The organism is Flavobacterium pasteuri (assembly GCF_048286615.1).
In the GTDB taxonomy this organism is placed as follows: domain Bacteria; phylum Bacteroidota; class Bacteroidia; order Flavobacteriales; family Flavobacteriaceae; genus Flavobacterium.
In genome coordinates, this window is sequence record NZ_JBLVPN010000010.1 from 60,797 (window position 1) to 80,457 (window position 19,661).

The 19,661-nt window shown below is 32.8% G+C and carries 15 protein-coding genes; 9 read left to right on the forward strand and 6 right to left on the reverse strand.

Annotation, left to right across the window (positions count from 1 at the left end; translation table 11 throughout):
- The first annotated feature begins 137 nt into the window (after window positions 1-137).
- The gene (locus tag ACNQF6_RS14170) at window positions 138-677 is read left to right on the forward strand and encodes a hypothetical protein (protein ID WP_417966568.1); all 540 of its coding nucleotides are present in this window, start codon (window positions 138-140) and stop codon (window positions 675-677) included.
- Window positions 678-1,248: 571 nt separating this feature from the next.
- Here the strand turns inward: ACNQF6_RS14170 and ACNQF6_RS14175 are convergent.
- From ACNQF6_RS14175 to ACNQF6_RS14190, 4 genes are all read right to left on the reverse strand, one after another.
- Window positions 1,249-3,468 carry a hypothetical protein gene (locus ACNQF6_RS14175; RefSeq protein ID WP_417966569.1) on the reverse strand — a complete coding sequence of 740 codons (2,220 nt, stop codon included), beginning with the start codon at window positions 3,466-3,468 and terminating at the stop codon, window positions 1,249-1,251.
- Window positions 3,469-3,474: 6 nt separating this feature from the next.
- Window positions 3,475-3,753 carry a helix-turn-helix domain-containing protein gene (locus ACNQF6_RS14180; protein ID WP_417966570.1) on the reverse strand — a complete coding sequence of 93 codons (279 nt, stop codon included), beginning with the start codon at window positions 3,751-3,753 and terminating at the stop codon, window positions 3,475-3,477.
- 93 nt (window positions 3,754-3,846) lie between these two features.
- The gene (locus tag ACNQF6_RS14185) at window positions 3,847-4,632 is read right to left on the reverse strand and encodes a hypothetical protein (protein WP_417966571.1); all 786 of its coding nucleotides are present in this window, start codon (window positions 4,630-4,632) and stop codon (window positions 3,847-3,849) included.
- A complete protein-coding gene (locus tag ACNQF6_RS14190; protein ID WP_417966572.1) occupies window positions 4,632-5,966 on the reverse strand; it encodes a phage integrase SAM-like domain-containing protein in 1,335 nt (444 codons plus the stop codon). Before ACNQF6_RS14190 ends, ACNQF6_RS14185 begins: the two co-directional genes overlap by 1 nt.
- A 395-nt stretch (window positions 5,967-6,361) precedes the next feature.
- Here ACNQF6_RS14190 and ACNQF6_RS14195 point away from each other — a divergent pair, with 395 nt between their 5' ends.
- Window positions 6,362-7,213, forward strand: a complete 852-nt coding sequence (locus ACNQF6_RS14195) for an EamA family transporter (RefSeq protein ID WP_417966574.1) — start codon at window positions 6,362-6,364, stop codon at window positions 7,211-7,213.
- Window positions 7,214-7,416: 203 nt separating this feature from the next.
- On the opposite strand, the gene ACNQF6_RS14200 is transcribed toward ACNQF6_RS14195, so the two are convergent.
- Both ACNQF6_RS14200 and ACNQF6_RS14205 read right to left on the reverse strand, forming a co-directional pair.
- The gene (locus ACNQF6_RS14200; protein ID WP_417966575.1) at window positions 7,417-9,348 is read right to left on the reverse strand and encodes an amino acid permease; all 1,932 of its coding nucleotides are present in this window, start codon (window positions 9,346-9,348) and stop codon (window positions 7,417-7,419) included.
- 274 nt (window positions 9,349-9,622) lie between these two features.
- Window positions 9,623-12,538 (reverse strand): FAD-binding and (Fe-S)-binding domain-containing protein, encoded by a 2,916-nt coding sequence (locus tag ACNQF6_RS14205; RefSeq protein ID WP_417966576.1) that lies wholly within the window; start codon window positions 12,536-12,538, stop codon window positions 9,623-9,625.
- 246 nt (window positions 12,539-12,784) lie between these two features.
- On the opposite strand from ACNQF6_RS14205, the gene ACNQF6_RS14210 reads away from it, so the two are divergent.
- The 7 genes from ACNQF6_RS14210 to tpx all read left to right on the forward strand — a co-directional run bounded on the left by ACNQF6_RS14210 (window position 12,785) and on the right by tpx (window position 19,654).
- On the forward strand, window positions 12,785-14,317 hold the full coding sequence (locus ACNQF6_RS14210; protein WP_417966577.1) for a glycoside hydrolase family 10-like protein: 1,533 nt from the start codon (window positions 12,785-12,787) through the stop codon (window positions 14,315-14,317).
- 28 nt (window positions 14,318-14,345) lie between these two features.
- Window positions 14,346-15,614, forward strand: coding sequence for an AmpG family muropeptide MFS transporter (locus ACNQF6_RS14215; RefSeq protein ID WP_417966578.1), 1,269 nt, complete (start codon window positions 14,346-14,348; stop codon window positions 15,612-15,614).
- Between the two features lie 187 nt (window positions 15,615-15,801).
- Entirely contained in the window at window positions 15,802-17,412 is a 1,611-nt protein-coding gene (locus tag ACNQF6_RS14220) for a glycoside hydrolase family 3 protein (RefSeq protein WP_417966579.1), read from the forward strand.
- 142 nt (window positions 17,413-17,554) lie between these two features.
- Window positions 17,555-18,193 carry a peroxiredoxin gene (locus ACNQF6_RS14225; RefSeq protein WP_417966628.1) on the forward strand — a complete coding sequence of 213 codons (639 nt, stop codon included), beginning with the start codon at window positions 17,555-17,557 and terminating at the stop codon, window positions 18,191-18,193.
- Between the two features lie 87 nt (window positions 18,194-18,280).
- Window positions 18,281-18,589 carry a thioredoxin family protein gene (locus ACNQF6_RS14230; RefSeq protein WP_091172170.1) on the forward strand — a complete coding sequence of 103 codons (309 nt, stop codon included), beginning with the start codon at window positions 18,281-18,283 and terminating at the stop codon, window positions 18,587-18,589.
- 132 nt (window positions 18,590-18,721) lie between these two features.
- A complete protein-coding gene (locus ACNQF6_RS14235; protein WP_091172168.1) occupies window positions 18,722-18,979 on the forward strand; it encodes a DUF6952 family protein in 258 nt (85 codons plus the stop codon).
- A gap of 177 nt (window positions 18,980-19,156) precedes the next feature.
- Window positions 19,157-19,654: a thiol peroxidase gene (gene tpx, locus ACNQF6_RS14240; protein WP_417966580.1), complete on the forward strand. Its 498-nt coding sequence runs from the start codon at window positions 19,157-19,159 to the stop codon at window positions 19,652-19,654.
- Window positions 19,655-19,661 lie beyond the last annotated feature (7 nt).

The window sequence follows — 19,661 nt, forward strand, 5'->3', positions numbered from 1 at the left end:
TTGAATCAATTCCTGAAATTTAAAAAAAATTCAGAATTATTGAAATCTAAATTTTTAAGGAATAGGCTGCCTTTCAGTATATATTAGTCAATTCTTGTAGCTTAAATGTTTTACATTTGTAATATAATTAAAACAAAATGGAAAAGGATACACAATATTTCTATGTTCATGGACTTGGCTCTTCAAAAAACTCACAGAAATACAGAGAAATTGAATTAAAATATCCTGGTTCAATATGTTTTGACTGGGTAATTGGTGATAATCTGCATGAGAAAATTAATGAGTGGATTGATGTTGTTAAAAACTGTCAACTTGATGTCGTTTTGATTGCTTCATCGACAGGTTGTAATTTAGTATGTCAGATGAATGTAATATTGAGCAAAACCAACAACTACCAAAAAACAATATTATTAAATCCATTGCTTAGTCTTAACCAACTAATTAATAAAGATATATTGCCTGCGGAAATTTTGAAATACATTCGTGAAATTGGTTTTTTTAATGGTTGCTGCATTATAATATCAGATAATGACGAAGTTTTAGACCACAAAAAAATAAGTGATTCAATTTTAACAAATAACCAAATTGTTATTTCGATAAATGACAATCATAATTTGCTTAAATTCAAGGAATTTTTTGAAATAATAGACAGATATGTTGCGTCAATATGTATTTGATCATATAGTTAAAGAAAAAAAAAATCCTTGCTCAAGTCTTTCTTTTAAGCTTAATTTTGATTAATGTCTTCTTTTTATCTAAAAAAAATAATATTTTATTAGGTTGGTGTCTTTTTTTTCGCTTCGAGTATTTATATTTTATTGGATTTACACCTCCAAACCCTTATGTTTATTGAATTATTACACCTGTTACGACCTTTAATTAAATTCTTATTCAGGATATGAGGAAAAAGTTATCTGCATTGTATTTACTCTTTAATAATAAAAATAATAAAAACAATAACTATATATTAGGTGTAATAGGTGTAATAGCTTAATGATAATAAGAGATAAAGGGTGTATCATAGGTCGCCGCATGACCGTAACTGATACACCCCTTTTTACTATATTAAAAAATTCATATAATATTTTTTTTTCTCTAACAATCAAGAATTGCCTTAGCGGTAAGATTTGAATCTCTATAAAACCATGCTTTATGACTTTTTGAATAACTCCAGTATTTGTAATGTAATGAGTTGTTAGAATGCTTCAACCAAATATCAATTAAATCGCGCACATTATTTTGGTGAAACTAATTTTCATTTTTGAACGGATTTTCAAAGTGTTTATATTCCCGCAAAAAATCACTTACTTTAAAAGTTGTTTTTGATATTAACATTGGCTTTAAAATACGTTCAAATTCAGTTTCAAATGCTTCATTACGAAACTTAACTAGATAATTATCTACTTCTTTGTTATAAATTGGTGTTATTAATCCATTATCAAAAAACAACTTAACACAACGAAAAATATAAGAATAAAATCGATCAAACTCCGCTTCGTCCCAATCTTCGAACAATCTTCGACCAAATTCAGTTGCTGGTGAGTTATCTTTATTGTAGTGGTCATTGAATTTAAATTCTACAAAACGCCTATTAGTCGAATTACTTACTGACGAATGAGGTATTACCCAATTTGAAGTTATTAAAAACTTTGGTGTTTCTTTAAATTTTATTTCGTCAGCATTTATTCCTTTTCTTTGACAATCAATGCTTCCCAAAATATTAGTGTATAAATCGTCATATTTGAATCCTGCACCAACATCATCAATTACATATAATCTTATACCTTTCTGCAAGTCAGCATAATTATGATTGTAGCTTGGCTTAAATTCATTTCCTCCTTTTAATTTTTGCGTTAAAAATTGAGATAAAGCAACACCTAAAATAGATTTACACCGTCCACCATTTCTGTTAATATCATCTGAATTTTCATCTGTCAAAATAATACAAGGTGACAAAATTGGATCTTTGTAAGTATGAGATAAATAGCCAATCATTGACATAAAAGGTTTTTCATTATTTCCTGAAACATTTTTTATTAACTGTTCATAATCACCTACCTCATCTGTTTGCGTAAAATCCCGTTCTTGAACAACATTTTTCATGAAAAATCCATTTACTGAATTATATTCTTGTTTTATAATGACTTCATTTTTATCCATCAACATAAAGCCATTCTTGAACGGTAAGCCGAATGTGTAACGAGAATCTTGATAATATATTAACTTTTCAGATTCTATAAGTGGCAACGCTTTCGCTATTATGTTTTTATATTCGTGTGATATTAGTTCTTCGACTTTAGTATATTCACCTCCTATTTCATTAATACCTAATTTTAATATGCTTAGTAAATCTGTTTTGTGGTTGAATAAATTTACAACATTATTTGTGTCCATTAATAGTTGTATTTGGTCGTCAGGGGTCGTAATTCTTTTCATTCCAATATTGACTAAATAATCACGGATACGAGGGGGAGATGTTTTAATTCTGCCGTCATCGCTCAGGTAATAAAATGTTTCTTTTATATCAGAATTCACTGCTAGTGCTGTTATTTCTTTACAATCAAACTCAAACAAACCAAATTTTGTTTGTTTTATATTTTGAGAATACCCTACAATAAGCGCATCGTGTAATCGTACATAATTTATCACATCATTTACTTCAGCACATTTTTCTACAACTTCTTTTTCTCGTTTCACAAAATCTCTGTACACTTTCCCTTTTTCGTAAAAACGATCAAATGTTAAAACGTCATAAGCTTTATCTCCGTAAACTTTTTTAAGTTCATTTATGCATTGAGTATAATAATAGTCATTAGGATCAACAGAATTTGCGTTCAAGACTTTCGCGAATGTTACTTTGTCCAATATTTCGTAAATCTCATGTCTAAAATTTGTTCCCAATTCTTCATCGATAATAGTTGGAAATTCTCTTTTAACATCTAATTCTTTAATTCTAATTGGTAAAAATCCACGTAAAACAGATGGTATGTTTGTTGCTGGGTTGAATTCTCTATTATCTTTTTTCGATACACGAAATAACTCATCATCTGTTAATTCATAAATTCCATGCAATTTTAAAACCATGAAAACAACATAGTTCCGATAAGATTTTATGTTGAACGGATTATATGAATCGCCGTTTTTTTTTTTTTCATCCACTTTATTATAGTACTTATTTAGTCTTTCATAATCGTATTTAAAATACTCTTGTTTCAATTTAATTCCATCTTCTATATAAGCGGTTAAGTATTTAATAAAATCGTTTCTTTCTGGTAAATTCTCTTTTAAGTATGTATAGGCAATAATAAAACATTCATCTCTTTTAGAGTGCAGTGTCTTATTCGCTAATGCATCTGAAAACGTATAATTCACTTTTTTGCTGTTTGACTGTCGTTTAATTTGTTTGGTGAATTCTAGTGACCATTCATGAATAACATCTATTCTTTGGTTTATGTTTATATCTTCCATAAATAGTTATTGGTTTAAAGGGATTAAACTTTCTTCGATTTGAGAGCGCAGAAAATAAACGCGAGAGCCTAATCCAACGGGATTAAGTTTTTTTGACTTACACCAATTGTGAACTGTCGAAATGTCCACAGCAAACATTTCGGCCACCTGTTTGCGTGTTAAATACTCTGCTGGTTGAATTGGTTTGAAATGTTTTAAGAATTCGTCTAAAATTACTTTTACATCTGCTGCAATTTCATTTTTAAGATCTTGTGGTGTTGTTGCCACGAATTGAATTGTGCTCATAATAATTACTTATTTGTTAGAGCACAAACCACTATTAGGTAATTCTTAGGGATTCCCTAAAAAGATTGAAATGCATAAAAAAACCTCTTTGGATTAAGAGGTTTTGGTTGTGATATTTTTATTGATTAATGTTTGCCGTACTTTATTTACGGTGCTTTTTGTAGCATATGGGTGGTTTTTGTCTTCTTTATCATCGTTTACCAATCGATTTAAACTGCTCTGTAATGTAGTTGCTTTAACGCCTGTAACTGAACTTAAAATGGTTGCCATTAAATTCACACTTCCCATAAATTCGGGTTTTGTCCTTAGAAAATCAATAATCCCTAACTCGTTCAAATAGATTATTTTTTGTACTGTGTTAGTATCAGACAAATCGTCTGGTTCAGATTCGGCTTGTTCAAGTTTAATAAAATTAAAATTTTCAAAAACAGATTCAATAAATTCAATATCATTTAAACACATTTCTGTTTTAGCTGTTTCTATTAAAGTATTTATATTTATACAAGTGTGATTTCCATAAGATTCATCTGCCTTTTCTATTAATGTTTCTAATTCTTTTTTTCGACTAATTTTTTCATAAATTGATAACGGTTTAGAGCTACCTCCTATGCCGAAATTTCTTTCTATAACCAAGGAATGGGTAGCTTTATCATTTAACAGTTCAACACGATTAACAATATGTTTTTTTAATAAGTCTACTTCAATTTCGCAATAATTCAAAAAATCTTTTTTTGTAATTTTTTTTTTCTCTTGTATTTTTTTTAGCTCTTCTAAGAGTTTTCTTCGAAACTGATTCCTTTTTGATTCAATTGTTGATTCTGTAATAGGGTGAAGTGTTTCAAAAGCCTCAACTATTAATGTTAGATATTTATTTTTCATTATTCAGTTCCTGTATTAAACATTACTTGCATGGGTGCTTGCTTTTTATTTAACTCATCAAACTTTGCAAATCCTTTTGCCAAACTTGTTGCGTTAGTTTTATCAGCTTTAGACACATATTCCATAAATTGTTTAGTGCTTTTATGTCCAGTTTGACTCATTAATAAAGTGGTATCAATATGTGTATAGTAATTTGTAGCAAAACTACGTCTTCCTATATGTGTACTAACTGCAAGATATTTTTTAATCTCCTTCAATTCATGACGGTTAGTTTCTTTGTTCTTGATACTTACAGTAACCAACTCATTTATTTTAGCTTCTTTGCAAACTAATTTTATCAACTTATTATAAATTGTACTATTGCTTCCAGCCTTATCTGAAAATATAGGAGGAAACTTACCTCCTCTTTTTTTTATGATTTTTAATACCGGTTCACGCAAAATAATGTAAACAGGTGTATCAGTTTTTTGTTGTCTAAAGTCAATAAATTTGCTCCCTTCAATATCTACAATATCATCCACCTTAAACCTCAAAAAATCACTTACTCGTTGGGCTGTATGCAAACTGATTACTAACCAATCTCTAGCAGTATCCAATTGTTTATCATCCAGCTTAACCGTTTCAATCTTTTGTATTTCATCTTCATTTAAAGTGATGTGTTCTGCTCGTTTATAAACATACTCTTTACCCAAACCAATTTGTTCAACTTCGGGGTTTAACTTAATACCTCTAGTTTTTGAATGGTTGCATATTTCCTTAATCGTCTTAGTTGTCTTTATAATTGTGTTCTTAGCATAGTTTACTTCTCGCATCCAATCCTCAAAGCGTGTGATAAACATTAAATCAATATTTTCAATATAAATTGGCTTTACTGTTTTCTCATACCTAAAAATCCTATTCTTGAAAACACGAATTTTCTTTATTGTCGACGGCGCAATATCACTTCCTTTACAATCAATATAATGTTCAAAATAATCGATCAATTTAGAGGGTGCAATCTTTTCTACTTTTGGATTAATAATATTCTTTAACCAATTGGAATTTATAATCTCAAAATCTTTTCTTTCGTTTAAAAGCGTTGTAAGTTCACTGGACAATTTTGAAAGGTCTTTTTCTAAATTAATCAAAGAAGCATTCTCCTTCTGAACATCTGCTTTTACGTCTGCACTTGCACCGCCAGGAACCTTAAATTTTTTAATACTGCCTTTGCTGAACCTTTCAGGATTAATTGAGTAATTCGTTTTTGCTTTTGCATCAATACCTTTTCCCTCTCTTATTCTAACATAAATAGGGGCAGGATTTTTCTTTGATTGTATATAAAATATGATTGCCATTTGAGTACTTTTTTTGATTGGACGGTAAACATACAAAAGTTAGTCCACATCTAGTCCACCTTTATCAATTTACTTCAATTTGTTTCAACAACTTTACATTATTAAAAAACCTTGTAAACCATTGATTTTATTGATATTTAGTTTCTAAATCGCTCATTATAACAGAACAACAACAATCCCTTAATTGTGTCAAAAGTAATCCAGTCAAGGTCACAAAACCCCAACAAAAGTTGGGGTTTTTTTATGGTTATATCTCAGTATTCTTGCTACATTTCTATTAGTACTGCCAATTTAAAAAAAAGTAAGTCAAAAAACAAATACGATTCCTTTTTCAGATGATGGATATGCAATCCAAACATATAAATAGTAATTTTACAGCATAAATAGATAAATCTATGTTATTTCTAATCTTAAGTATTATTTGTAGTGTGACCGTGGGCGTAATATTTAAAGTCGCTCGTAAATATACCATCAGCCACACCCAAATAGTCGCTTGGAATTACGTGTTTGCATGTATGCTTTGCTATGTATCATTCGGTCCAGATTTAAATACAGTTGAAACTACAGCACCATGGTGGCTTTATATAACTATTGGAATTTTATTACCTTCCATTTTTCTTTTTTTGGCGGCATCCATTAAACACATGGGGATTGTAAAAACCGATGCTGCCCAACGACTCTCTTTATTCATTCCTATTCTAGCAGCTTGGCTACTTTTCAAAGAACAATTCAGTATTCTGAAAATTTCGGCTTTCGTATTGGCAATACCGGCACTGTTGCTCATTCTTACTAAAAATACCGAAAACACTAAAAATAAATGGGGTTATCCAGCGGTAGTTTTGATTGGCTTTGGAGTTATAGATATTCTCTTCAAACAAATTGCCACTTATACCAGTTTGCCTTACACTACTTCATTATTTGTAATATTAGGAATAGCAATGACCATAATGATTACTGTGGTTGCTTATGAAGTAGTTTTCAAAAATGTGACAGTAAAGATCCATAACATTATTTTTGGGGGTTTGGTGGGTATTTTTAATTTTGGAAATATTCTTTTCTACCTTAAAGCACATCAGGAATTTTCAAAAAGTCCTTCAACCGTTTTTGCGGGTATGAATATGGGTGTGATTATTATGGGTAGTGTTGTGGGTGTTTTAATTTTTAAAGAAAAACTGAGTAGAATGAATTTTATAGGGCTGTTTTTAGCTTTAATAGCAATTGTTTTAATCGTGCTCTCAAAACATTAAAGACAAGATTTACAAAGCTTAAATCACATTTATCAATCTTCTTTCAGGCTATTACAAACCTATCAAACAGCCAGAAAACCAATATATTTCTTGAGTCTAATGAACTAATTTTGGACGCAACACCTCTTTTTAATAGGTTAACTAAAAGCATAAAAAAACCGTCACGTTTTTAACGAGACGGTTGATTGTATAAATATATATTTTTAAATTTCTAGACCATTTAACTTACTGTTTTTGCGGCTGAAGCTAAAATAGATTACTAAACCAATTAAAAGCCAAACCCCAAAATAAATCCAGTTCCAAACGCTAAGCTCTGCCATCATATACAAACAACAAATTAAGCCTAATAATGGAATTAAAGATAAATTTTCTTTGTAAGACCAAACCGTTAATCCTGCTAAAACAATTAGGAAAATCCACATTGGTATTTTGTGCTTAAATAGACCAAAACCACTTTCATATTTAACAGCATCAGCAATTGGCAAGCCAGCAATTACTGAAGCGTATTTTGTATCATCTTGTTGGTATTGGCTTAACAAATTTTCTAAATCCGGTGCTTCAGTCGTACTGTTTTTAGCATCAACGGTTACTAAATAGTCGTATACTTTTTGAGTTTCTTCTTTATTTAACGATGTGATTATATCCGCAGCATTATTGATTTGAGTTTCATTGGTAATGAAATCCATAGTCGCTTTCTTATTGTATCCAAAAGCAAATACCAATCCGATAATAAGCAAAACCGGCATAATGAATTTTGAATTCAAATACGGTGTTTTGAACTTTCCTCTTGGAATATCAGTCTTGTTTTGCAAAGCCAAAACTCCAGCACAAACTAATACAAAAGCGAATAAAGTCCCAATACTACACAAATCTGTAACCAATGTTAAGTTCAAAAACAAAGCTGGAACTGCTACTACAAAACCAGTAACAATAGTCGCGTAAGAAGGTGTTTTGTATTTTGGATGTACTTTTGAGAAACGCTTTGGCAACAATCCATCACGACTCATACTCATCCAAATACGCGGTTGTCCCATTTGGAAAACCAATAAAACACTAGCCATAGCCACTACTGCGCTAACTGCAATAATTCCCGACATCCATTTTAAGTCTAATTTTTCAAATACAAAAGCTAATGGATCACCTACATTCAATAAGTCATAACTAACCATTCCTGTTAATACTAACGCTATTGCAATATATAAAATAGTACATATGATGATAGCCCACATCATTCCTCTTGGTAAATCACGTTGCGGATCTTTACATTCTTCAGCTGTTGTTGAAATAGCATCAAAACCGATATAAGCAAAAAATACTGCTGAAACTCCTTTCAAAACTCCCGTAACTCCATTAGGTGCAAATGGATCCCAATTAGCGGTATCTACATAGAAAACACCTACAGCAATTACTAAAAGAACAATACATAATTTTACCACAACCATGATATTACTTGCATTTCGGGATTCTTTCATTCCACGGTAAATCAATGCCGTGATTAAAACGATAATTAATAATGCAGGAAGATCAGCTACAAAATGAAACGAACCAATAACTGGTGAAGTTGTCCATGCCGTATAAGCATCTTGCAAAGCAGGACTTAAGTTGGCATACTCTTTTCCTCCTTGCATTAGTGCTGTGGCATCATCAAATCCTCTGGAAGCGGACAAAAAATCCATCTGAACCCATTGCGGCAAATGAAGGCCACCACTCTCTAGTAAACCTGTAAAATAATCACTCCACGATATAGCAACCGTTATATTACCTACAGAGTATTCCATTATCAATGCCCAACCAATAATCCAAGCTATAATTTCACCAAAAGCAACATACGAATACGTGTAAGCACTTCCTGAAACGGGAACCATCGAGGCGAATTCAGCGTAAGCAAAAGCAGCAAAACTGCATGCTATAGCAGTAAACAAGAAAAGAAAGATAACTGCAGGACCTCCATCAGCACTCGCTTTTCCAATGGTACTAAAAATACCCGCTCCTACGATTGCCGCAATACCAAAGGCTGTCAAATCTCGCGCTGTCAAATGTTTGCCTAAAGCGTTATGTCCATCGGCATCCCTTTTTTCAACCTGTTTTAAAATATCTTGTACTGTTTTCTTTCTGAATAAACCCTTTAATGCCATATTGTAAATTTTATCATTAAAAATTAATATACTGTAAATTATATGCTCTTATCTTAAAAATAATGCAGATTATCTTGAAAAATCAAAAGTATAAAACAAATTGAACTAATAAAGTTTCTCGAGCTTTTTTTTTATATTATTTTTTAAAAAAGACAAAATGATTTTTTTTATTATTTTAAAAAGTCAAATCGAATACAATTCAATCAATAAAAGAAAAATCACTTAAACAGACAGAAAACTACTATTCCTTCTAGAATTCATTTCAAGCTGAAAATTATTTCACACAACTTCTTAAAATTGTCACCGGATGCAAAGCCTTTCTACTAGTTCCGTCAAAAATCTGGTGGCGACAACTCGTGCCGGCTGCTGCAATATCCGTCGTCGGTTCAGTTGCTCTAATTTTTGGAAATAAAGTGTCTTCACCCATTTGCATACTGATTTCATAATGTTCTTTTTCATATCCAAAAGAACCTGCCATTCCACAACAACCCGAATTGTAAATAGTAACCGAACTGTTTTTCGGTACATTTAACATTGCAAAAGTCGCCTCCATGGTACTCAATGACTTTTGGTGGCAATGTCCGTGAATTTTTATTATTTTTTCCTCCTCAGAAAATTGTTCTGCATGAATTTTACCTTTTGTACTCTCATTTTTGAAAAACTCTTCAATCGTAAATACATTTTTGGCTAATTTTTTAGCACTTTCTGTATCATCCGCCAATCGAATGTATTCGTCCCTAAAGGTCAATATCGCCGAAGGTTCTATTCCTATCAAAGGAAAATCAGCCGTAATATAATTCGAAAAAACAGCAACATTTATATTCGCAATTGCTTTTGCTTCTTCGAGAAAACCTTTCGAAATAAAAGCTCTTCCACTTTCTTCATGATCCACCAGAATCACTTCATATCCTAATGCTGTCAATAGCTCATGCGCATCAATTCCAACTGAAACATCATAGAAATTAGTAAACTCATCACAAAACAAACATACTTTTCCGTTGACAAAAGAATCACTTGGCGCCTGATTCCAATTTTTCTCATACCATTTCCTAAAAGTTTGTGGAGCCAAAAGCGGCACTTCTCGTTTTAGTGCAATTCCCATGCTTTTTTTCACCAAAGGTAAATTCACCATAAAATTCGTAAACTTTGGAGTGATACTTCCTAATCCATTCAGTTTCGCATTAAAAGCAAAAATTTTATTACGCCATGAAAATCCATTTGCTTTTTGGTATTGGTACAAAAACTCTGATTTTAAAGCCGCTACATCCACATTACTGGGACATTCACTAGCGCAAGCTTTGCAACTCACACACAATTCAAATACTTTATATAATTCTTCGTGGTCAAATTTATTGTCTTTTTCTGAATGCGTTAGATATTCCCGCAACGCATTGGCTCTAGCACGCGTGGTGTCTTTTTCATTTAGGGTGGCGCGATAACTGGGACACAAAGTCCCACCAGCCGAAGGTAATTTTCTACAATCTCCAGAACCATTACATTTTTCTGCAGCACGCAAAATTCCCATGCTATCCGAGAAATCCTGAATTGTTTGTATTTCCGGTTCCACTCTGCCCGCTTCTACCCTAAGATTTTCATCCATTTTGAAAGCGTTTACAATTTTACCTACATTCAAAATGGTGTTGGGATCAAAAGCATGTTTGATTCTTTTTAGCAATTCATAATTCTTATCCCCAATCATGAATGGCAAAAACTCACCTCTTACAATTCCGTCTCCATGCTCCCCACTCAAGGATCCTCTGTATTTTTTAACCAAAATAGCCACTTCGGTTGCGATGTTTCTAAACTGATGTAATCCTTCTGTTGTCTTTAAGTTTAAAACTGGTCGCAAATGAATTTCTCCGGCACCGGCATGCGCATAATAAATAGCGCTCTGCCCGTGGCGTTCCATCATAGCAGAAAACTCGGCAATATAATTGGGTAAATCACTCAACTCGACAGCAGTATCTTCAATAGAATCAGCGGCTTTATCATCACCTACAATACTTCCTAAAAGTCCAAGACCTGCTTTTCGCAACTCATTTATTTTATCAATATCTGCTCCATAAATTTTTGGCAAAGCATACCCAAAATTATTTCTTTCCAAATCAGCAATCAAATCATTAGCTTGTGATTCAGCATCTTCCAGACTGTTATGCGAAGCCACTTCGAGCATAATAACTGCTTTTGGTTCGCCTTGAATAAAAAATCTGTTTTTAGCTTGCTCTCGGTTGGTTTTGGTACAATTCAATATCGTGTCGTCCATCATTTCACAGGTGTACAAATGATGTTTCATCGCAGTAACTACAGCTTCCAAACTTTCCTGAATGGTATGAAAATGAGCTACCACCATCACATTATATATTGGCGGTACATGATCTACTTTCAACGTGATTTCGGTGGTAAAAGCAAGCGTTCCTTCGCTTCCGCAAAGGAGTTTTCCTAAATTTATAGTGTTTTCAGTTCCTCCAAAAAGTTCCGATTTCAATAATAAATCAATTGCGTATCCAGTATTTCTTCTATGAATTTCAGGTTTCGGGAATTCTTTAATAATCTCTTGTTGGTTTTCTCTATTCGAAAGTTCCTCATAAATCGTTTTATAAATCGAACTTTCGAGCGTATTCCCTTTTGCTTTTTCAATGAACTCCGCCGAAGTTATTTCTTTAAATACTGCCGAAGTTCCATCACTCAAAACCGCTTTGATTTCCACTATTTTATCTCGGGTAACTCCATAGCGTATCGATGTGGTTCCCGATGAATTATTGCCTACCATTCCCCCTATCATACAGCGATTTGAGGTCGAAGTATTAGGTCCAAAAAATAATCCGTGTTCTTTTAAATATAAATTCAGTTCGTCCCGAATTACTCCCGGCTGTACTGTAACCGTTTTTTGTGCGGAATCAAAAGTGACAATCTTTGTGAAATGTTTCGAAACATCTACAATTATTCCGTTACCTACTGTTTGACCTGCCAGTGACGTTCCGGCAGTTCTGGGCGTAATTGAAATCTTATTTTTTGCTGCAAAGCGAATAATTTTGACAATATCATCCTCGGTTTTTGGAATCGCTACAGCAACTGGCATAATTCGATACGCCGAAGCATCTGTGGCATACAGTGTTTTATGGAGATCATCATATAAAAGTGTTCCTTCTAATGACTGAGATAATTCTTGTAATTGAGGCGTAATTGACATGTAGTGGAGTAAATTGCTGTTATTTTCACAAATATAAATATATACCTTATTATAAATTAAAAAATCAAATAAGAAAAATTCAAAATATTTAAATCTATTATTGTTTGTCAGAAAGTGTATTCAAACCACTTCATGAAAAATTGGCAAAGAAATTGCGCTGCTAAAATAAGTCAAATTTTAAAACCATTTTAACCGGTAAATTTCACTAAAAAAACTATTTTTGAATACTTTATAAACAAGACTATAATGAAAAATTACAAGCACACCCTTTTGCTTATTACGTTCCTTTTACTTTCTTTTTGGAATGGTAATGCACAAGCATTGGCTACAAATCCAAAAAATGAATTTAGAGCCGTTTGGATTGCTACCGTGGTAAATATTGACTGGCCAAAAACCAATACTGATAATGTTGCCAAACAAAAAGCGGATTATATTGAAATTTTAGACGCTTATAAAAAACTAAATTATAACGCTGTAATTGTCCAAATTAGAAGCGTTGGGGATGCTTTTTATCCAACCGAATTAGCACCATGGTCTCGTTTTTTGACCGGAAAAGAAGGCCAGGCTCCAAAACCTTACTTTGATACATTAGCTTGGATGATTGCTGAAACTCATGCCAGAGGTTTTGAGTTTCATGCTTGGATGAATCCGTATAGAGCTACAATGGATTACAACACGTCGCTTTTGAGTCCGCAACATGATTTTTTCAAGCATCCAGATTGGATGATTAAATATGGTGGGAAATATTATTACAATCCCGCATTACCAGAAGTTCAGAACCATTTACTGGCCATTGTGGAGGAAGTTGTGGAAAAATACGATATTGATGCGATACATTTTGATGATTATTTTTATCCGTACAGAATAAAAGGAGAATTATTTAACGATACTGCTTCGTTTAATAAATATGGAAAAGGACTAAGTATTGAAGATTGGAGACGTTCAAATGTGAATAATTTTGTACGATGTGTTTCCCTTTCGATAAAAAACATAAAACCTTGGGTACAATTTGGCATCAGCCCATTTGGAGTATGGAGAAATAAATCAGTGGATCCCAGGGGTTCTGAAACGGAAGCGGGACAAACAAATTACGATGATTTATTTGCCGATCCGTTAGCGTGGATGCAAAACAAATGGATTGATTACCTCGTTCCACAATTGTATTGGAGCATGGATCATCCTAAAGCATCCTATTCGAAATTATTGCGATGGTGGTCTGAAAATTCGACCAATACCGCAATTTACATTGGAAACGGAAGTTATAAAATCAACGCTGATTCTGATAAAAGATGGAATAATCCAAATGAAATTCCGAATCAAATAGACATCACCAGATCTTACAAAAACATTCAGGGAAATGCTTTTTTTAGTGCCAAATCATTTTTGAATAAAAATCAAAGTGTGACTAAATTACTAACAGAAAACCAATACAAATATCCTGCACTTCCTACTGTGGTTCCTAGTTCCGTAAAAAAAATGGCTATCGTACCCACAGCAAATAACATTTTGATAAATCCTATTTCATCAAGATTCAATGTTACGTATCCTTTGTACAGTAAAGTGCGTTATGTTGTGGTTTATAGCGCCAAATTCAATTCAAAAATTGATGTCAACGATCCAAGTCAAATTATTGATAAAATAGCATTCAAAGACAATGTTGATACGGTTGAAGTTGTGATTCCAACGTATAAATTAGACAAAAACACAACCTGCGCCATTACATTCATTGATTTTTATGGTAATGAAAGTGACCCAACTTTAGTGAACTTTACGCTATAAAATTTAATTGAATATAATACGCTAAAAAATGAAAACAGACAATAGACCTTGGTATTGGATTCCAGTTTTAAACTTTGCTTCCGGATTGCCTTATGCCATTATTATTTCGGTATCGGTGATTATGTATAAAAACCTCGGAATCAACAATGAGGACATAGGAATTTATACTAGCTTACTCTATTTACCTTGGGTAATTAAACCGTTGTGGAGTCCGTTTATTGATCTTTATTCTACTAAGAGAAAGTGGTTTTTAAGCATGCAATTGCTCATTTCACTAGCTTTTTTGATTGTGGGTTTAACGATTCCTTTGAGTAATTTTTTCGTCATCAGTTTAGCCGTTTTTTGGGTAGCCGCATTTGCATCTGCCTCTAATGATGTGGCGAGTGATGGATTTTATTTACTGGTTCTAGAAAAAGACCAACAATCTTTTTTCCTTGGCATCAGAAGTACTTTTTACAGACTTTCCATGCTTACCGGAAATGGATTAATCGTGGTTATTGCTGGTTACTTAGAACAAGAATATAGCGATAAACAAAAAGCATGGTCCTATACAATGGTAGTTGTAGGATTAATTATGACTGTAATTACAATTTACAATTATTTTTCGACTCCAAAAATTGAAGCAAAAATCGCTGAAACGAAAACAGAATCAGTTCCTAGTAAGAGTTTCGGAGCTGTTTTCGCAACTTTTTTTCAAAAGAAACAAATTGTTTTGATTTTGGCTTTCATTCTATTATTCAGATTAGGGGAATCGCAACTGTTAAAAATGCTGACTCCTTTTTTAATAGATCCAATAACTGCAGGCGGAATGGGTTTAACCACTCAGGATGTCGGCGTTATTTATGGAACTTTTGGCGTGCTTTCGCTTACTGTTGGTGGAATTTTAGGAGGTATTGTCATTTCCAGAGATGGATTAGGAAAATGGATGTTACCCATGATTTTAGCAATGCACTTACCCATAATAGGATTCATTTTACTGTCACATTTTCACCCTGGTTCCGTTTTCTATATTTATGCAACAGTAATCGCGGAACAATTTGGTTACGGTTTTGGTTTTGCCGCTTTCATGATGTATTTAATTTATGTGGCTGATGGCGAATCAAAAACCTCTCACTACTCTATCGCAACCGGATTTATGGCATTAGGAATGATGCTTCCGGGAATGTTGAGCGGTTATATTCAAGAATATCTTGGGTATGGAAATTTCTTTATTTGGGTGTTTTTGGCAACCATTCCAGGATTAATTTTATCCAGATTCTTGATTTTCCCAGCCGATTTTGGTAAGAAAACCAAATGATATAATAGCACACGGATAACAAGGATTTACTTCGTAAAGACACGGATAAAAATAGATACTTAAAGATTAAAATTTAAACAAATACAAAAAGTGCTTTCGTTAAACCAATAAAATCCGTTTTTATCTGCGTTTTCGTGATAGCGAATCCGTTTTATCTGGGTACCATAAAAGCATAAAATTCTAACTAATGACATTAGAACAAAAAATAGGACAATTTTTCTTTCCTGCCGTTTTCATCAATGATACCGAAGAAAATATTCAGGCTACAGAACGATTAATCAAAGAGCACAATATAGGCGGATTGACTTTTTTTCATAGTCGAGCCAGCGCAGCAACCAATTATGAAACCAAGAAAAAAATAGTATTAAATGATGATAGTTTTCAGCGTTTAAAAGAACTTATTGTGCGTTATCAAAATTGTGCTACAACTCCTTTATTAATGAGTATTGATGCCGAATGGGGATTAGCCATGCGCGTTGAAAAAACACCTCAATATCCATATGCAATTACCCTTGGTGCTTTACCTGAAAGTGAAAAAAATTTGGTTTATGAAGTGGGAAAACAAATAGGTTTAGACTTAAAATCCGTTGGGATTCATTATAATTTAGCTCCCTTAGCGGACATTAATAATAACCCAAATAATCCTGTAATTGGATACCGTTCTTTTGGTCAAAACAAAGAGAAAGTAGCTGGTTTTGCCTTGGAATATCTCAAAGGAATGAATGATGTCGGGATTTTGGGTTGTCTCAAACATTTTCCCGGACACGGAAATACCAATGTCGATTCGCACTTAGGATTACCGGTTTTAAAAGAAACATTGGACGAATTACTAACAAATGAACTAGTTCCATTTATAAAAGGAATCGAGAATAATGTCGATTCAATTATGATTGGTCATTTGGCCGTTCCCGCTCTGAACGATGGAAAAGATACTTCGGCAACCTTGTCAAAATCCGTTATCGAAACGCTTTTGCGAAAGCAATTAGGTTATGATGGATTAGTAATTTCGGATGCGTTGAACATGCACAGCGTTTCTAAATTATACGATCAAAAAGGACAACTGGAATGGGAAGCTTTCAATGCCGGAAATGATGTGTTATGCTTTGCCGAAAATGTTCCCGAAGGAATTCAGGAAATTCTAAAAAACGCAACTCCAGAGCGAATTGAAGCCAGTTTTCAACGCATTTGGAAATGCAAACAAAAAGCAGGAATCACAGACGGAAATCTGAACTTGCCAAACCTTTCAGAAAATGATTTTGATTTTGTAACCACTTCAAAATTAAACCTAAAAATTGCTCAAAACTCCATTACAAAAATAAAAGACAATCACAATACCGTGACCATTTTTGATGCTAAAAACAGAGAGAATTTCGCCAAAGTCAGCATTTATAAAAATACCGATACTGTGTTTTTTAAAAGCTTGGCTGCTGCTTTGCCTTCCCCAGAATTTAGTTATGAAACTGGAGGTGAATCCATTTTAAACGAATTAGAAACAAATTTAAATAGATTTGACACGCTAGTCATTTCTTTATTTGTTCCAAAGGCAAAACCTTTAAATAATTTTGATATTGAAGACTCTGTACTTCAATTTTTAGGCAACTTATTCACCACCAAAAAATGTATTTTGTATGTTTTTGGGAATCCATATGCGCTTCAAGTGATACCAAATCTGGAACATGCTGCAGGAATTGTCGAAATGTATCAAGATTTTGCAGAATTTCAAGAAGCGGCTGCAGAGCAACTTTTAGAAAACACAAATTGCAAAGGAACTCTTCCTGTGGAGGTTAGCTTACGATAATTAATAATTAAAATCTTTCGAAAATAACAGTATAGTAATTCCCTATTTTGAAATAAATATTTATAATCAACTGATATTTCTATTTACATACAGTATGACTACTTTTGCACCATCAAAAAAAACAACTAAAAAAGTAAATAAAATGTCATTAGTAGGTAAAAAATTTCCAAGTATTGCAGTAGACGCTATCTCTGAAATGGGTGATAATTTAAAAATTAACATTTTCGAAGAAGCTGTAAATAACAACAAAAAAGTACTTTTGTTTTGGTACCCAAAAGATTTCACATTCGTTTGCCCAACTGAATTACATGCTTTTCAAGCAGCCTTACCAGAATTTGAACAAAGAAACACAATTGTAATAGGTGCTTCTTGTGATACTAACGAAGTACATTTTGCATGGCTAAATACTGCAAAAAACAATGGCGGAATTGAAGGTGTTACTTATCCAATTCTTGCTGATACAAACAGAAACTTATCTAACATCTTAGGAATTCTTGATATCGATTCAACTGAATATTCTGAAGAAACTGATTCTATCATTATTGAAGGTTCTAATGTTACTTACAGAGCAACTTACCTAATTGACGAAACTGGAAAAATTTTCCACGAAAGTGTTAACGATATGCCACTTGGTCGTAACGTAAACGAGTATTTACGTATGGTTGATGCATACACACACATTCAAGAAAAAGGAGAAGTTTGTCCTGCAAACTGGGAAGCTGGAAAAGAAGCTATGAGTGCTGACAGAAAAAGTACTGCTGAGTACTTAAGTTTAAACTAATTCAACAACAATGTCAATTGCAATACCAAATTTCAATTTAAAAAATTGAATATTGCTATTGCAATTGTATTTTTAAATTTAAAAAATATGTTAATCGAATTAACCGAAGATACCTTACAGGATTTAATTGCAAAAGACGAAAAAGTAGTCGTTCAATTTTCGGCATCATGGTGCGGAAATTGCCGAATTATGAAGCCAAAATTCAAAAAATTAGCTTCAGAAAACGAAACAATAACTTTTGCTCTTGTTGATGCTGAGAATTTTCCAGAATCCAGAAAATTAGCGAACGTGAGTAATTTACCAACTTTTGCCACTTTTGTAAACGGGAAATTGGTAAACGAAACACAAACAAATAAACAAGAAGTACTAATTGAATTAGTGAACGAAATAGTTTAATTAGATTACTAGACTAGCTTAGATTTTTTAGACTCCTTAGTTTGATTGATTCCTAGAATCTTTCATCTGAAATTTTAAAATATTTAAGAAGTCTAAAAATCTAAAATGTCTAAAAATCTAAGAAGTCTAAATATGAAATTACCCGTAATTAAGCATTTAACGCAGTTTATAGAAGAAAATGATGAAGATTACATCATAGAAACAATCGAAGTTCTGGAAGCAATGACTGAAATTTCGTCATTGAAAGATGAAGAATTAGATGTTATTGGGGAATTAATTTCTAACATGTATGGCGCTTTGGAGGTTAATAAGCTGGTGAAAACCGGAACTGATAAAAAAGAAGCTTTAAACACTTTTATGAAACGTGTTCTGGGATCTATCGATAAATAAAAGAATTTTTAATTCAACAATTATAAAACGCACTCCGCAACGAGTGCGTTTTTTTATTGAACACATTGGAATCTTTCGGTTGATAATTTGAACCAAAATGGTAAACTTATCACGACATTTGAGGACAAATTCTTAAATAATTTTCATACTTTTGAACCTCATTAAAAAACAAATATTATGGCTTCAATTACATTAGGCGGAAATCCAATACACACTTCAGGAGAATTACCAAAAGTAGGCACAAAAATTGCTGATTTTAAATTAGTTAAAACAGATCTTTCTGTAGCTTCATTAAGTGATTTTGCAGGTAAAAAATTAGTTTTAAATATTTTTCCAAGTGTTGACACAGGAACGTGTGCAGCATCAATTCGTAAATTTAATGAAAGTGCCAGTACTTTAGAAAATACAACAGTTTTATGTGTTTCAAGAGATTTACCATTTGCTCAAAAACGTTTTTGTGGAGCAGAAGGACTTGAAAATGTTGTTAACTTATCTGATTTTCCAGAAGGAAGTTTTGGTAAAGCAAATGGTTTAGAAATTACTGACGGACCTTTGGCTGGATTACATTCAAGAGTTATTATTGTTGTTGATGAAAACGGAACAATTACACATACGGAACAAGTTGCTGAAATTGCAGACGAACCAAACTACGAAGCTGCATTAGCGGTACTTTAATCACATC

Excerpts from the sequence above, each read along its gene's own strand:
- ACNQF6_RS14230 (WP_091172170.1), top strand. The coding sequence starts at position 18,281 with ATGTTAATCGAATTAACCGAAGATACCTTACAGGATTTAATTGCAAAA.
- ACNQF6_RS14205 (WP_417966576.1), bottom strand. The coding sequence starts at position 12,538 with ATGTCAATTACGCCTCAATTACAAGAATTATCTCAGTCATTAGAAGGA.
- ACNQF6_RS14185 (WP_417966571.1), bottom strand. The coding sequence starts at position 4,632 with ATGAAAAATAAATATCTAACATTAATAGTTGAGGCTTTTGAAACACTT.
- ACNQF6_RS14235 (WP_091172168.1), top strand. The coding sequence starts at position 18,722 with ATGAAATTACCCGTAATTAAGCATTTAACGCAGTTTATAGAAGAAAAT.
- ACNQF6_RS14200 (WP_417966575.1), bottom strand. The coding sequence starts at position 9,348 with ATGGCATTAAAGGGTTTATTCAGAAAGAAAACAGTACAAGATATTTTA.
- ACNQF6_RS14215 (WP_417966578.1), top strand. The coding sequence starts at position 14,346 with ATGAAAACAGACAATAGACCTTGGTATTGGATTCCAGTTTTAAACTTT.
- ACNQF6_RS14180 (WP_417966570.1), bottom strand. The coding sequence starts at position 3,753 with ATGAGCACAATTCAATTCGTGGCAACAACACCACAAGATCTTAAAAAT.
- tpx (WP_417966580.1), top strand. The coding sequence starts at position 19,157 with ATGGCTTCAATTACATTAGGCGGAAATCCAATACACACTTCAGGAGAA.
- ACNQF6_RS14190 (WP_417966572.1), bottom strand. The coding sequence starts at position 5,966 with ATGGCAATCATATTTTATATACAATCAAAGAAAAATCCTGCCCCTATT.
- ACNQF6_RS14195 (WP_417966574.1), top strand. The coding sequence starts at position 6,362 with ATGTTATTTCTAATCTTAAGTATTATTTGTAGTGTGACCGTGGGCGTA.
- ACNQF6_RS14210 (WP_417966577.1), top strand. The coding sequence starts at position 12,785 with ATGAAAAATTACAAGCACACCCTTTTGCTTATTACGTTCCTTTTACTT.
- ACNQF6_RS14175 (WP_417966569.1), bottom strand. The coding sequence starts at position 3,468 with ATGGAAGATATAAACATAAACCAAAGAATAGATGTTATTCATGAATGG.
- ACNQF6_RS14170 (WP_417966568.1), top strand. The coding sequence starts at position 138 with ATGGAAAAGGATACACAATATTTCTATGTTCATGGACTTGGCTCTTCA.
- ACNQF6_RS14225 (WP_417966628.1), top strand. The coding sequence starts at position 17,555 with ATGTCATTAGTAGGTAAAAAATTTCCAAGTATTGCAGTAGACGCTATC.
- ACNQF6_RS14220 (WP_417966579.1), top strand. The coding sequence starts at position 15,802 with ATGACATTAGAACAAAAAATAGGACAATTTTTCTTTCCTGCCGTTTTC.